We start from the raw sequence: 16269 nt of genomic DNA, 5'->3' as shown, positions 1-16269 counted from the left end.
CCAAATATTGTGAATCTATTTGACTTTATTATTTATCTTTCTTCAATTGGTATATACTTACGATCTGTTTCACCGATGTAATTTGCTCTTGGACGCATAATTCTATTGTCACGATATTGTTCAAGAATATGTGCAGTCCAACCTGATGTACGACTTACTGCGAATATAGGCGTAAATAAATCATGTGGGATATCCATACTATGATATACCGTAGCACTGAAGAAATCGACATTAGGAATAAGGCCTTTTTCTTCTTTCATACGCTTTTCAATAGCAATTGAAATATCATATAATTCGCTTCTACCCGTTTCAGAAGTAATTTTACGGCTCATCTCACGTAAATATTTGGCTCTAGGATCTCCGTCTTTATAAACTCTGTGACCGAATCCCATAATTTTTTCTTTGTTTTTGAATTTTTCATCTAAGTAAGCATCCACTTCATCTACTGATTTAACATCAGAAAGCATGCTCATAACTTGTTCATTCGCACCACCATGTAATGGTCCTTTTAATGAACCTACTGCAGCTGCAATGCCTGAATACATATCAGATAAAGAAGAAACGGCACAACGAGCTGTAAATGCAGAAGCATTAAGTTCATGGTCTGCGTGCAATACTAAAGCTTTATTAAATGCTTCAACTTCAGTATCTGTAGGTAATTCCCCTCTTAGCATATATAAGAAGTTCGCTGCATACCCTAAATCAGGATTTGGTTTAACAGGTTCTTTTCCTTCACGAACACGCGCAAACGCTGTAACTAAAGAAGCAATTTTAGCTTGAATACGAATGGCTCTTTCTTTTCTATTTTCTTCTGTTTCATTTTCAGCATCAGGATCAAAGTGTGCAATATATGATACAGATGTACGTAATGCCGTCATAGGATGCACATTATCCGTCGCATATTCTTCAAAATGTTTATAAACTCTCGGATTTAAAGTCATATAATGATTTAATTTTTCTCTCAATGCATCTAATTCATCTTGTGTTGGTAGTCTATAGTTCCATAATAAGAACACGACTTCTTCAAATAATGCATTTTCTGCTAAATCATCAATATCATATCCCGCATATGTTAATTGACTATCAATAATTGAACTGATTTTTGTTTCAGCTGCAATTACCCCTTCTAAACCTTTTTGTAATTCTGCCATAAGTAATTCCCCTTTTCTTATACATAATGTAATGGCTTTCAAGTATCATTATAGCCAAACAAATAACTTTTGTGAACGATTATATATCGCTCAATAAATGGTAATTAACTTTAATTTAATAGACTTATTTTTACTCAAATACCCAATAAACGCCATTATATAAGCATTCAATCCAATTCAAATTATGTAATTAATGAGAAAATATTGAAAATTTCATTTTTATTATCAAGCTTGATTACAATTATTTAATCAAAATTTAAAGGAATTTTTAGAAAATATTAGAAAAATAATTGTCGAATTGAACATATAGGTGCATAATAATATTAATTAAATGTAAGGGAGTTGTCTTATGGCTGAAGAAAAATTACAAAGAGGATTGAGTAATCGTCATGTGCAATTGATTGCTATTGGCGGCGCTATTGGTACTGGGTTATTCTTGGGAGCAGGTCAAACCATAGCAATGACTGGTCCATCTATTCTATTAACTTATATTATTATAGGTTTCATGTTGTTCATGTTTATGAGAGGCTTAGGTGAGATTATTATTCAAAATACTCGCTTCAAATCTTTTGCCGACGTGACAAATGAATACATAGGACCGTTTGCTGGTTTCGTTACTGGTTGGACATATTGGTTATGTTGGATTATAACAGGTATGGCAGAAGTTACAGCGGTTGCTAAGTACGTTAGTTTCTGGTTCCCTGCAATTCCTAACTGGATCAGTGCACTATTTTGTGTACTTATATTAATGCTATTTAATTTACTAAGTGCTAAATTATTTGGCGAATTAGAATTCTGGTTCGCTATTATCAAAATCATAACAATTATTGCTTTAATTGTTGTAGGTTTAGTGATGATTTTAATTGCTTATAAAACACAATTTGGACATGCTAGTTTCACAAATTTATATAAACATGGCATATTTACTAATGGTGCATCTGGTTTCTTTATGTCATTCCAAATGGCGTTATTCTCATTCGTAGGTATTGAAATGATTGGTGTTACTGCCGGTGAAACTAAAGACCCAGAAAAAACAATTCCAAAAGCGATTAATGCTGTACCTTTAAGAATTTTAGTATTCTATGTGGGTGCATTAGCAGTTATCATGTCTATTATCCCTTGGGATAAAGTTGATCCTAATGAGAGTCCATTTGTTAGATTATTCTCATTAATAGGTATTCCTTTCGCTGCTGGATTAATCAACTTTGTAGTACTTACTGCGGCAGCTTCATCTTGTAATAGTGGTATATTCTCAAATAGCCGTATGCTATTCGGATTATCTGAACAAGACCAAGCACCACCAATCTTTAGAAGTACAAATAAAAATGGTGTTCCTCATTTTGCTATCATTGGTTCATCAGCATTATTATTAGTTACAGCGTTATTAAACTATATATTCCCTGACGCTACATTAGTGTTTACGTATGTAACTACTATTTCGACTGTATTATTTATTATCGTATGGGCATTAATTATTATTGCTTATATTAATTATCACAGAAAAAATCCAGAGTTACATAAAACTGTATCTTATAAACTTCCTGGTGGTAAATACATGGGTTATGCGATTTTAGTATTCTTCTTCTTAGTATTTTGTTTATTATTTGTAAATGAAACAACTAGAAATGCTATCTTCCTAACTCCTATATGGTTTGTACTATTAGGTTTAATGTACTTAAGATATAGACAAGTTGCAAAACGTACTAAATAGTTGAAACATTGATTAAGACCTAAAAAGGCCAGTAGATGAATTGATAATAATTCATCTACTGGCCTTTTATTGTTATCACTACTGTTGAGATAGTGTCTATGTCGGCTCGAAGATCAATCTATAGTTTCTGTAATATTAGCTTCGAATTCATCCAATAGCGCACGTGCTTCATCAACAGACTCTGTACTCATTAATTGATGACGTAATTGGCTAGCACCTTTGATACCTTTTACGTATATCTTGAAAAATCTTCGTAAACTTTTGAATTGTTGGCTTTCATCATTACTATATTTTTCAAACAATGTTAAATGTAATCTAAACAAATCCAATAATTCTTTACTTGAGTGTTCACGAGGTTCTTTTTCAAAAGCAAAAGGATTATTAAAAATCCCTCTACCAATCATAACGCCATCTACACCATATTTGGTCGCAAGTTCTAGTCCAGTTTGTCTATCAGGAATGTCACCATTAATCGTTAGTAACGTATTTGGGGCAATCTCATCTCTTAACGCTTTAATCGCTTCAATTAACTCCCAATGAGCATCTACTTTACTCATTTCTTTACGCGTTCTGAGATGGATTGATAAGTTTGCAATGTCTTGTTCAAAGACATGCTTTAACCAATCTCTCCACTCATTGATATCGTAATATCCTAGACGTGTTTTTACACTTACTGGTAAGCCTCCTGCTTTTGTTGCTTGAATAATTGCTGCCGCAGTTTCTGGTCTTAGTATTAAACCAGACCCCTTTCCTTTCTTAGCCACATTAGCAACAGGACATCCCATATTTAAATCTATACCTTTAAATCCCATGTCCGCTAAACCAAAGCTCATCTCTCTAAATTGCTCTGGTTTATCTCCCCATATATGGGCTACCATTGGCTGTTCATCTTCACTAAAAGTCAACCTTCCACGTACACTATGGATACCTTCTGGATGACAAAAACTTTCAGTGTTAGTGAATTCAGTGAAAAAAACATCAGGCCTTGCAGCTTCACTTACAACGTGACGAAAAACAATATCAGTTACATCCTCCATTGGTGCCAAAATAAAAAAAGGACGTGGTAATTCACTCCAAAAATTTTCTTTCATAATTATTAAACCTTCTTATATTAATATCTCTAATTTTATCCATGCTATATTACCATAAAAAATAAACTTATTCAAAATGAGTTTCTCTAAGTTTCCTAAACTTCTAAGCAAAAACAGAACGGGAGTGGCACAGTGTTCACTGTCTCACTCCCGTATCGAAGACTAAAATGTTGAAAAACATCTTTCGCAAAAATATTCCAATTCTAGTCAACTACTGTGGTTTAGCAATGTAGCATAAATAATATATTTTATATTGTACACTTTAACTAATCATAATGATTCTTTAAGCGTCTCATACACTACGCAATTGTGCTTTTATCATCAAAGATTAAAGAACATTTGCATACCCTTCAAAGATTTTACCTTGGGCTGCATCGACGGTTACTAAGATACCATCTTTTAATTCTTTAGTCGCATTTTCAACACCAATAATTGTTGGAATACCTTTTTCAAGACCAATAATTGCACTTGGTGAAGTGATACCATTTTCTTCTGTGATTAAGCCAACCGCTTGTTCAATGTAAGGTACTAATGTTTCATCTACAGAGTTTGTTACAATAATTGACTCACTTAAATCTACACCTTCTAAATCGTTTGCACTGTTTGCAACTATTGTTTTACCAACAACAGATCCACGACCTACACCTTGCCCTTTAGCAATTTCATCGCCAACTAAATGTAATTTCATCATGTTAGTTGTACCTTTTTCACCAGTAGGTACACCAGCAGTGATAATGATTAAGTCACCATTTGTAACGCGACCCGTTTCGACTGCAGTTGCAACTGCATTATTTAATAAGTCATCCGTAGTTTTACGTCCTTTTTTAATGACAGGATATGCACCCCAAACTAAAGCTAATTGACGCGCAGTATGTTCACTTGGTGTAACTGCAATAATATCTGAATGAGGACGATATTTTGAAATTGTTACAGCTGTAGAACCACTTTCAGTTGCCGCAACAATCGCTTTAACATTTAAGTTTAATGCAGTATGTGCAACTGATACACCAATAGCGTTAACTAATGAAGTTTCTACTAATTTAGTACGGTCTGATAATAATTTTTTGTAATCTTGAGCAGCTTCAGCAGAAACAGCAATATTTCTCATTGTTTTAACAGCTTCTTCAGGATATAAACCTGCAGCAGTTTCACCTGAAAGCATCACAGCGTCAGTACCATCATAGATCGCATTGGCAACGTCACTTGCTTCTGCTCTGGTTGCACGTGGATTACGTTGCATTGAATCTAACATTTGTGTTGCAGTAATAACTGGTTTACCTAATTTATTACATTTTCTAATTAAATCTTTTTGTACGATTGGTACTGATTCAGGCGGTATTTCAACACCCATATCACCACGAGCTACCATTAAACCGTCAGATACTTCTAATATTTCTTCGATATTATCAATACCTTCTTGGTTTTCAATTTTAGGGAAAATAGTAATGTTATGATTATTTTCTCTTTCTAAAATTTCACGAATATCTAAAACATCACTAGGACGACGTACAAAGCTAGCTGCGATATAATCAACATCTTCTTTGATACCAAATAAGATATCGTCAGCATCTTTATCAGTAATACCAGGTAAATTAACTTTTACGCCAGGTAAGTTAACACCTTTTTTATTTTTTAATTCACCAGTGTTTAAGATATCACATTTAACTTCGCCTTTAGTTTTATCGATGTCTTTAACTTGTAATTCAACTAAACCATCATCAAGTAAGATGTATGACCCTACTTGTACATCATTAATTAAGTCTTCATAAGTTACTGAGAATTTTTCAGGTGTACCTTCAACTTGTGACATACTTACGATTACTTCTTTGCCTTTTTCAAGCATAATTAAGCCATCTTTCATGTCATGAGTACGAATTTCAGGTCCTTTTGTATCTAATAAGATACCGATTGTTTTACCTAATCTATCTGCTACTTTACGAATCGTATCAATACGTGCTTTATGTTCTTCATGACTACCATGAGAGAAGTTCAAACGCGCTACGTTCATACCAGCTTTCATTAATTTTTCTAACATTTCTTCAGACTCTGATGCAGGTCCAATTGTACATACAATTTTAGTCTTTCTCATTTTAAAAAGCCTCCTAAATTAAATAGATAACTCTTTCGCTAATTCATAAATATCTGTATTAAATTTATGGTCGTTGCCATTGAAGATTTCATCAAATGGTGTAGCAGTCAATTTATTATTCATGATACCAACTCCTTGTCCAGAACGACCTTGCATTAATAGGTCAACAGCATAACCACCTAAACGTGATGCTAATACTCTATCGGCACCTGATGGGCTACCGCCACGTTGAATGTGACCTAATACAGATACACGTGCATCAACATTAATATATTTCATCAATTGATCCGCACATTCTTGACCACTCATACTTCCTTCAGCTACCATCACGATTGAGTGTTTCTTACCACGCTTGATACCACTTTCTATCTTTTCAGCGATATCTTTAATGTCTGTATTCGCTTCTGGAACTAATATTGTTTCAGCACCTACTGATAATCCAGCCCAAAGTGCTAAATCACCACAATCACGCCCCATAACTTCAACAACAAATGTTCTTGCATGACTTGAAGCAGTATCTCTGATCTTATCAACACTATCAATAATCGTATTTAATGCTGTGTCAAATCCAATAGTGAAGTCAGTACCATTAATATCATTATCAATTGTACCTGGGATACCAATTGTCTTAATATCTTTAGTTTCTTCACTAATACGTTGGGCACCTCGGTAACTACCGTCTCCTCCGACAACTACGAGTCCTTCAATACCACGTTTGTGTAAATTCTCTATACCTTTTTGTCTTACACTTGCCTCTTTAAATTGAGGACATCTTGCAGAGTAAAGGAAAGTACCTCCACGTTGAATTGTATCCCCTACTGAACCCAATTCTAATTTATGAATATTATCATCTAGCAATCCTTGATAACCTTGATAAATTCCATAAACTTCAATGTTGTTATAAATCGCCTTACGTACAACTGCTCTTACAGCAGCATTCATGCCTGGTGAATCTCCACCACTAGTTAAAACTGCAATTTTCTTCATGACGACATTCCCTTTCCTAACTAGATTTCTCTTTAATAATAAATTACCACAATTTTTTTTAGTGTTCCATCAATATAGGTGTATAAAATTGATGTAAACGTTTTATAAAGAAAATTTATAATGATACAGAAAAAAGGTGGGACAAAATTCTATACGAATTTTTCGTCCCACCCGCTTAAGAATGACAAGAACATTATAGATTATATAAGTTCTTTCATTGCTCAGTGAATTGATGTAAATTGATATTTAAATTTGAAAGTTATTATAGTCATTAATTCCTTTATTAATTTTCAATAAAAGAACCAATATTTCTAAATTTCGTAAATCTATTTTCAACGAGTTCATCACTACTTAATGATTGCAATTGTTCTAATTGATTAATGAAGGCCTTTTTAATTTCAACCGCTTGTTGCTCTACATTATTATGTGCACCACCTAATGGTTCATCAATAACGCTGTCTATCACTTTTAAATGATATAAATCTTTTGCAGTGATTTTCATCGCTTCGGCAGCCATTTTAGCTAATGAACTATCTTTCCATAATAGTGCTGCGGCCCCTTCTGGAGAAATAACAGAATAGGTACTATTTTCAAGCATCATAATTCTATTTGCAATGCCAATGCCGAGTGCGCCACCACTACCACCTTCACCGATGACAATTGCTATAACAGGTACTTTTAATGAAGCCATCTCTACTAAATTTCTAGCAATAGATTCACTTTGCCCTCGCTCTTCAGCAGCTTTACCTGGATAGGCACCTTTAGTATCTATAAATGTGAAGATAGGTCTATTAAATTTCTCAGCTTGTTTCATTAATCTTAAGGCTTTACGATATCCTTCAGGGTGAGCCATCCCAAAGTTACGATAAATATTATCCTTAGTATCTTTACCTCGTTGTTGGCCTATTACTGTGACAGGTGTTCCATTCAAATAGCCAATCCCACCTATCATCGCAGGGTCGTCTCTAAAATTACGGTCACCATGTAATTCAATAAATGAATCAAAAATATACGGGATATAATCTAATGTTGTAGGTCTTTCTTGAAGACGTGCAATTTGTACTCTATCCCATGGCTTGAGATTGGTATATATTTTTTTAGTTTCTCTTTCAAGTGATGCCTCAAGTAAATCAATTTCATCCTGTAAATCGACATCATTTTTTTCTTGAGATTGTTTAAGTGATTCAATTTTATTTTTTATTTCAAAAAGTGGTTTTTCAAAATCAAGCATCTTTTTTCACCTCTTGGTGCATTTTTAATAACTGGGCAAGTGTATCTTTCATTTCTTTACGATGAACAACTTTATCTAATTGTCCATGTTCAAGTAGAAACTCTGCAGTTTGGAAATCATCTGGAAGTTTCTCATTTATAGTTTGTTCAATGACACGTCGACCAGCAAATCCTATTAATGCTTTAGGCTCACTTAAATTGATGTCACCAACAGAAGCAAAGCTTGCAGAAACACCACCAGTTGTTGGATGCGTTAGATATGAAATATAAAGTAATCCCGCATCTGAATGTCGTTTTAAGGAAACACTCGTTTTACCCATTTGCATTAACGAAATAATCCCCTCTTGCATTCTTGCACCACCACTTGCAGAAAATAAAATAAACGGTAGTCTATGTTCTGTAGCGTAATCTATAATTCGACATATTTTTTCACCAACAACGGATCCCATACTTCCCATTCTAAATCTAGCATCCATAACTGCAACAGCAAATTCAATACCCTCTAATTTGGCAGTACCAGTCACAACTGCCTCACTTAAATCTGTTTTTTGTTGATCTTTTTCAATTTTCTCTTGGTAACCAGGGAAGTCTAATGGATTAGCTGATGTCATACCTTTATCGAATTCAACGAAACTATTCTCATCAGTAATTGCTTCAATTCTCTTATATGCAGGCAATGCAATATGATGATCACAGTTAAAGCATACATTCAGATTTTCATTTAATTCTTTTGTATACATTATTTTTTTACATTTAGGACATTTTGTCATAATGCCTGCTGGTACTTCATTTTGTTTTGAGTCTTGGACTGTTAAATATTTTCGCTTTTTACTACTGCGATTAAAAAAGTCTTTAAACATTCTTAAACCTCCACCTAACCACACAACATTAATTGTTTACATTCTGAAATAATAATATCGAACATAAAATATGAGCGAGACATTATGGATACGTTATATCATAATGTCTCAATTATACATGTCTGTGTTTCTATATAAAAATTGTTGCCCTTCTAGGTTATTTCAAATCTGTTAATTGCATTGTTTTATCATAAACCGCTTGTGGATCAACCTCTATTCTTGCTACACCAGTTTCCATAGCCGCTTTAGCGACTTCTCGTGCAACTGAAGGTGCCACTCTTTTATCGAAAGGCCCTGGAATACAATAATCTGGGTTGAGTTCATCAGCTTCTATTAAGTTCGCAATTGCTTCAACTGCTGCTTTTTTCATATCTTCATTGATATGTGTTGATTCAGTATCTAAGGCGCCTCTAAAAATACCCGGGAATGCCAATACATTATTAATCTGATTTGGGAAATCTGAGCGCCCTGTACCTACAACTTTAGCACCCGCTTCTTTTGCATCATTTGGTTTAATTTCTGGATCAGGATTGGCCATTGCAAATATAATTGCGTCATCAGCCATTGATTTAACCATGTCTTTAGATAGTAAGTTGGCAACTGAAACACCTATAAATACATCAGCATCTTTGATTACATCTTTTAATGATCCTTCAATCTTATCTTTGTTAGTGAATTTAGCAACATAATCTTTAGTATCATTCATACCATACGAACGTCCTTCAAAAATGGCACCTCTTGAATCGCACATGATCATGTTTCTAACACCATAAGAATCTAACAATTTAACTATTGCAATGCCTGCTGCACCTGCACCATTTAACACAACTTTGATATCGGATAAGTCTTTATCTACAATTCTTAACGCATTGATTAAACCTGCCATCGTCACAATTGCTGTACCATGTTGATCATCATGAAATACTGGAATGTTTGTTTCTTTTTTAAGACGATCCTCTATTTCAAAACATCTAGGTGCTGAAATATCTTCTAAATTGATACCGCCGTAGTTTGGTGAAATTAATTTTACAGTTCTAATAATTTCTTCAGGGTCTTTCGTATCTAAAGCGATAGGTACACCGTTAATTCCGGCAAAGCTTTTAAATAGAACAGCTTTACCTTCCATAACTGGAATACTCGCTGATGCGCCTATATTACCTAAACCTAGTACCGCGGTACCATCAGTGACGACCGCTACGGTATTTCTTTTAATTGTGTAATCGTATACCGTTCTTGGATCTTCATGGATTTCTTTACATGGCTCTGCTACACCTGGTGAGTAGGCTAAACTTAACTCTTCTTTATTAGTAACTTTAATATTAGGTGTTATTTCCAACTTACCTTGGTTTTCTTTGTGCATTTGTAATGCATCATCTCTTAAAGACATTAAATCAACCCCTATTTATTTGCTAATATACCGACAATTTAATCAGTATAATGAATTTATATACGCTTTATTTAAAATTTTTTAACAAAAAATAAACTGATGACTTTATTTTATAAATCATCAGTTTACTATATCATAATTTTTTTAGACATAAAAGTTATAAAATTCTTATATCACTCGGTTCAAACCCTTTAATAAAGTTTGTAATCGTAACTGGTGTTTTAGTCAAACTTCCTAAATAATCAAGTTGACCAGTCTTTTCGTTATATATATTGACATGAATCATTTGGCCATTAGGTTCTGCATTGAGTTGCTGTTTTATAGCTTCTATGTGTTGAATGTTTCTTAAAACTATCTGTGCGGCTTCTTTAATTTTTGTTGATTCAAAATGCTCAACAGAATCAATTTGATTTATAATGAGTTGCAATTGTTGGTTCCTCTTCTCAAATTTTCCCCACACAATATACATTTCCTTCTCGTTTAATTGTGTTTCATAACGTTTGAATTTATCCGGAAACAGAACTGCATCCATAACATGACGGCTATCATTTAGAACTAAAAACGCCATATTTTGACCATTTTTTGTTCTAATCTGTTTAATTTGATCCACTTGAATTAATATCGGTTTGTTGTTTAGGACATTACCTAGTGTATAGATCCCTAAATATTGTTTTTGTTTGAATTGCTTTTCCACTGGATGATTAGAGATATAAAAACCTAGGTATTCCATTTCATAATTACTAATCATTTGATCACTAAATTCTTCTTTGTCAGTGTAAGATTGCTTTGGTGTTAACATGTCTAACAATAAATTATTTTGTTCTACATCTGATACTTCATCTAACACTTGATCAATGGCACCTACTAATGTTGCACGTGTCTTTCCAAATGAATCAAAAGCACCTACTAGTATTAATGATTCAAGTAATCTTTTAGTTTTAATGCGATTCGGTATGCGTCTAGCAAAGTCAAAGAAATCTTTATATTTACCATTTTCATATCTTTCATCTACAATTGATTTCACGCTTTGATAACCAACACCTTTGATAGCACCTAAAGATAGATAAATATTGGATTGAGTAGCCTTATAATACCAATGACTTTCATTAATATTAGGTGGTAAAATTTTTAAATGTTGATTTTTAGCTTCGTCAATGATAGCAGCGGTTTTAGCTTCATTTCCAACTACATTACTTAAGATATTTGCATAAAAATAATTTGGATAATGTACTTTTAAATATGCCATAATATAAGCAATTTTAGAATAGCTTACTGCATGTGCTCTAGGGAACCCATAATCAGCAAATTTGAGTATTAAGTCAAAGATTTGTTTACTTATTGTTTTATCATAATTATTTTTCATCGCGCCTTCGATAAAGTGTTGTCTTTCACTTTCTAAGACAGCTCTATTTTTTTTACTCATTGCACGGCGTAATATGTCTGCCTGACCATAACTAAAGCTCGCAAACTTACTTGCTATTTGCATAATTTGTTCTTGATAGATGATAACGCCATACGTACTTTTAAGTATAGGAGCTAAATCAGGATGTAAGCAGTTAATTTCACTTTCGTTATGTCTTCGTGAAATATATGTAGGAATTTCTTCCATAGGTCCTGGTCGATAAAGCGAAGTAACTGCAACGATATCTTCAAAATGTTCAGGTTGTAATCTTTTCAAAACTTTTCTTACGCCATCTGATTCAAGTTGGAAAATACCAGTTGTATCGCCTCTAGACAACAGTTTAAACACATCGTCATCATCAAATGGTATAGATTCAATTTCAATAGAGATATTTAAATCTTTTTTCACTTGAGTCACAATTTGATGAATAATAGATAAATTTCTCAATCCTAAAAAGTCAATTTTAAGTAAACCAATGCGCTCTGCTTCTGTCATCGTCCATTGCGTTAGTAAACCTGTGTCTCCTAATGTCAACGGTGCATAGTCATATAATGGTTGATCATTAATAATAATACCTGCTGCATGCGTAGAAGTATGTCTGGGTAATCCTTCTAATTTTTTACTTAATTCAAACCATTTCTCATGTCTATGATTTCTATGTACAAACTGTTTAAATCGCTCATCTTCATATGCCTTGTCTAATGTTATTCCAAGTTGATGAGGAATTAATTTAGAAATCTCATTTAATGTCGTATCATCAAAACCAATAATACGGCCCACATCTCTTGCAACTGCTCTAGCTAATAGATGCCCAAAAGTTACGATACCTGAGACACGATGGTGTCCATATTTGTCTTGTACATATTGGATGACCTTGTCTCTCCTTGTATCTTCAAAATCAATATCAATATCTGGCATTGTCACACGTTCTGGATTTAGAAATCGCTCAAATAGTAGGTTGAATTTAATAGGATCGATGGTTGTGATACCTAACAAATAGCTTACTAGCGATCCCGCTGAAGAACCACGTCCAGGTCCAACCATTACATCATGTGTTTTAGCATAATGAATTAAATCACTTACAATCAAGAAGTAGTCTTCAAAGCCCATTTCCGTAATAACCTGATATTCATGATTCAACCTTTGGATATAACGTTCATCTTGATGTAATCCAAACTTCTGTAAACGCGATTGTAATTGAGACCATAAATACTGTTTAGAGGAATCACCTGATGGCGCATCAAATTTAGGTAGTAAATTTTGATGATATTCTATATTGGCATTACACATATTGGCCAATTCGAGTGTATTATCCCACACTTCTGTCGTTACATTTAATGACGCTATATCATCTTGATTCGGAAAATGTTCTCCCATGCTTTCAGTTTCATGAACTAAATCCAACTTAGAGTTGTTTTTAATCGCCTCAAGCGCAGTTATGGTTTCTACATCTTCTTCATTCAAATAACGCGCATTTTCAAGCCATACTATTTTTAATTGGTTATAAAAAGTTATATCACTTGAATGATTAATATATATATAGTCGTGATCACTGAATTGATCAATAATGGCATAATGTGATTGATCTGCTTGTTTGAAAATAATTGCCAAATTGCTTGCATAGCGTTTTAACCAATCAATAGAGATGACATCTTTTTGTTTCATCTTTATCGCAGAAGAGAGTTGGTACAGTGACTTTAGACCATCATTATTCATCGCCAAAATCACAGTTTCTATTGTATATAAACCGTCCGTTACGTGTACGGTCATTCCAAAAATTGGTTTAATATTGGCTTTTATACAAGCATCATAAAATTTAGGGAAGCCATATAAAACATTAGTGTCAGTAATTGCTAACGAATCATATTGATTATGCTGTGCTTTTTTGACTACATCATTAATTCTCAAACTAGAATTCAATAAATCGTAGGTTGTATGAAGATTTAAGTGTGCAACCATTGATGACTTCCTTTCTAAATTTTATAATTTTTGGCGTAATGCTTGCGCTAAGTCTTCAAATTCGTCCCAACTGTATACAGATACACCGGACGCATTAGGGTGTCCTCCACCACCAAATTGATTAGCGATATCATTAATAGTAATCCCTTTTGAGCGAATGCGGCATCTAATTTGATCCCCTTCGTCTACACCAAACATCCATATTTTCAGACCGCTAATATCTGCTACAGTATTTACAAATTGAGATGCTTCGTTGGGTTGGATATTAAATTGTTTTAATACATCATTTGTAATTCGAATTTGACAATATTCATGGGAATCTGAAAGCTCAAAATGCTGCAAAATATATCCTTGAAACGGCATTAATTTAGGATCTTTTTCTGACATCTTATTTAACTCAGCATTATGATTAAATGGGAATGCTAATAATTGACTAGCGACTTCCATCGTATGCGTCGATGTATTACTGAATAAGAAACGTCCAGTATCCCCCACTATACCTAGATATAATACACGTGCGACATGTTCATCGATAATGCTAAGATCATTAAAATGAGTAATAAAATCAAATATAATTTCACTTGTTGATGATGCTTCTGTATTAACATAATTGATTTCCCCATATTGATCGATTGCCGGATGATGATCGATTTTAATTAACGCTTGTCCGTTAGCGTATCTTTGATCATCAATACGAGGTGCATTAGCTGTATCACAGACTATGACGAGTGCATCGTTGTATACATTATCTTCGACTGTATCTAACTCTCCTATAAATGATAAAGATGGCTCTCCTTCACCAGTTGAGTAAATATTTTTTTCAGGAAACTTACGTTCAAGATACAACTTCAATCCAAGTTGAGAACCGTAAGCATCTGGATCGGGTCTTACGTGTCTATGAATAATAATTGTATTCGCTTCTTTTATTTTCTTCATAATCTCATTAAAAATTTCTACCATTGTAAAATCTCCTTCTAAAAATATTTCTTCAAAAATTAATTATTTTGCATATCTTCGAACATCTGACAAATAATCATCGCATTCGCTACTTTATCATTACCGCTTAACATCGTGACTTCTAATTTAGCAAAATTACGTCCAACATCAAGCATATCGTATTCTACGCTTATAGATGCTTCGATAGGCACTGTTTTAATATAAATAATGTTTAAACTTTCAATCATTACATCGACTTTTTTATATTTACGTAATTGGTGTTTAATTGTCTCTTCAATAATTGCAACGAAGACGGCTTTACTGAGTGTACCGTACTGATTCGTCAATAATGGAGATACTTCCACTGAAATAGCATTTTGGGCAATTGTGATATGTTTTGCTATCTGATCATTAATGGTCTCACCGATTTGGGGTTGTCTGCCAATCAGTTGCATTGCTTTTAGAACATCATCTCTCGTAATGACACCTATCGCTTTTTTATTTTGTGTTACTGGTAATATTTCAATACCTTCCCAAATCATAATATGTGCGCAACTCGCTACTGTTGTGTTTAATTCCACATTGATAGGACGTTTAGTCATCACTTTAGCAATCGTATCATCGGCATTCATTTGAATAACTTCTTTACTCGTAACGATACCAACTAATCTCCAATCCTTATCTACAACAGGAAATCTGGAATGTCCAGTTACTTTTGCACGTGATTTATAATCTTTTATTCCCATCTCATCAAAAACAACTGTCATATCATTAATCGGTTTTACGATATCTTCTACGATTAGAATTTCTTTTCGAATCATTTGGTTATACATCGCTCTATTAATAATATTTGCTACTAGAAATGTATCATAATTTGAAGATAGGATTGGTAAATCATGTTTATTGGCATAATCAATAATCTTTTGAGTGGTTTTAAAACCGCCTGTTATCAGTACGCCACTCCCTCTTTTTAAAGCTTCTAATTGAACATCTGGTCTATTCCCAACAATTAAAAGTGTATGATGACTTAAATACTTAACGACATCTTTAAGTTCCATAGCGCCAATCGCAAATTTAGAAACACTTTTCGATAATCCATTTTTACCACCGATGATATCGCCATCAATTATTTTTAATATTTCTTTGAACGTCAAATTTTCAATTTCTTCTCGGTTCTTTTTATCAATACGTACTGTACCAACTCTATCTATGGTAGTTACTAATCCGAGTTGACCCGCATCTTTAATAGCTCTATATGCTGTCCCCTCTGATACTTTCATTGCTTTGGCAACTTTCCTGACAGAAATTTTTTGGCCAACATTTAATGATTCTATGTATGCTATGATTTGTTCATGTTTAGTCATTGAAATACCTCTTTATAATGTACAGTGTTGTATTTATTATAACTTTTTAAGCCAAAAAAATCGATTTAGAAAATGCAAATTCATCCGTCTTAAATAAGCATA

At 33.5% G+C, this 16269-nt stretch carries 10 protein-coding genes and 1 pseudogene; 1 reads left to right on the top strand and 10 read right to left on the bottom strand.

Annotation, left to right across the window (positions count from 1 at the left end):
* Window positions 1–32 precede the first annotated feature (32 nt).
* On the bottom strand, window positions 33–1151 hold the full coding sequence (locus HMPREF3239_RS11830; RefSeq protein WP_053029608.1) for a citrate synthase: 1119 nt from the start codon (window positions 1149–1151) through the stop codon (window positions 33–35).
* Window positions 1152–1500: 349 nt separating this feature from the next.
* Between HMPREF3239_RS11830 and HMPREF3239_RS11825 the strand changes: the two genes are divergently transcribed.
* Complete coding sequence (locus HMPREF3239_RS11825; protein ID WP_053029609.1) at window positions 1501–2862, top strand: amino acid permease; 1362 nt, start codon at window positions 1501–1503, stop codon at window positions 2860–2862.
* A 113-nt stretch (window positions 2863–2975) separates the two neighbouring features.
* Here the strand turns inward: HMPREF3239_RS11825 and HMPREF3239_RS11820 are convergent, their stop codons facing one another.
* The 9 genes and pseudogenes from HMPREF3239_RS11820 to HMPREF3239_RS11780 all read right to left on the bottom strand — a co-directional run bounded on the left by HMPREF3239_RS11820 (window position 2976) and on the right by HMPREF3239_RS11780 (window position 16167).
* Window positions 2976–3953 carry a tRNA dihydrouridine synthase gene (locus HMPREF3239_RS11820; RefSeq protein ID WP_070855711.1) on the bottom strand — a complete coding sequence of 326 codons (978 nt, stop codon included), beginning with the start codon at window positions 3951–3953 and terminating at the stop codon, window positions 2976–2978.
* 328 nt (window positions 3954–4281) lie between these two features.
* Complete coding sequence (pyk, locus tag HMPREF3239_RS11815) at window positions 4282–6042, bottom strand: pyruvate kinase (protein WP_053029611.1); 1761 nt, start codon at window positions 6040–6042, stop codon at window positions 4282–4284.
* An 18-nt stretch (window positions 6043–6060) separates the two neighbouring features.
* On the bottom strand, window positions 6061–7029 hold the full coding sequence (pfkA, locus tag HMPREF3239_RS11810; RefSeq protein WP_053029612.1) for a 6-phosphofructokinase: 969 nt from the start codon (window positions 7027–7029) through the stop codon (window positions 6061–6063).
* Window positions 7030–7312: 283 nt separating this feature from the next.
* Complete coding sequence (locus HMPREF3239_RS11805; protein ID WP_070855710.1) at window positions 7313–8260, bottom strand: acetyl-CoA carboxylase carboxyltransferase subunit alpha; 948 nt, start codon at window positions 8258–8260, stop codon at window positions 7313–7315.
* Window positions 8253–9119 (bottom strand): acetyl-CoA carboxylase, carboxyltransferase subunit beta, encoded by an 867-nt coding sequence (accD, locus tag HMPREF3239_RS11800; RefSeq protein ID WP_053029614.1) that lies wholly within the window; start codon window positions 9117–9119, stop codon window positions 8253–8255. The genes HMPREF3239_RS11805 and accD overlap by 8 nt, the downstream gene beginning before the upstream one ends.
* A gap of 157 nt (window positions 9120–9276) precedes the next feature.
* Window positions 9277–10506, bottom strand: a complete 1230-nt coding sequence (locus HMPREF3239_RS11795) for an NADP-dependent malic enzyme (protein ID WP_070855709.1) — start codon at window positions 10504–10506, stop codon at window positions 9277–9279.
* A 330-nt stretch (window positions 10507–10836) separates the two neighbouring features.
* Window positions 10837–13867: pseudogene (locus tag HMPREF3239_RS11790) on the bottom strand (DNA polymerase III subunit alpha); the annotation flags it as partial.
* 21 nt (window positions 13868–13888) lie between these two features.
* Window positions 13889–14827: a DHH family phosphoesterase gene (locus HMPREF3239_RS11785; protein WP_070855707.1), complete on the bottom strand. Its 939-nt coding sequence runs from the start codon at window positions 14825–14827 to the stop codon at window positions 13889–13891.
* Between the two features lie 35 nt (window positions 14828–14862).
* Window positions 14863–16167, bottom strand: a complete 1305-nt coding sequence (locus HMPREF3239_RS11780; protein ID WP_070855706.1) for a DRTGG domain-containing protein — start codon at window positions 16165–16167, stop codon at window positions 14863–14865.
* Window positions 16168–16269: the final 102 nt, after the last annotated feature.

Origin of the sequence: Staphylococcus sp. HMSC34C02, assembly GCF_001838705.1 — a bacterium.
In the GTDB taxonomy this organism is placed as follows: domain Bacteria; phylum Bacillota; class Bacilli; order Staphylococcales; family Staphylococcaceae; genus Staphylococcus; species Staphylococcus borealis.
This window is presented reverse-complemented; position numbering and strand designations above follow the sequence as displayed.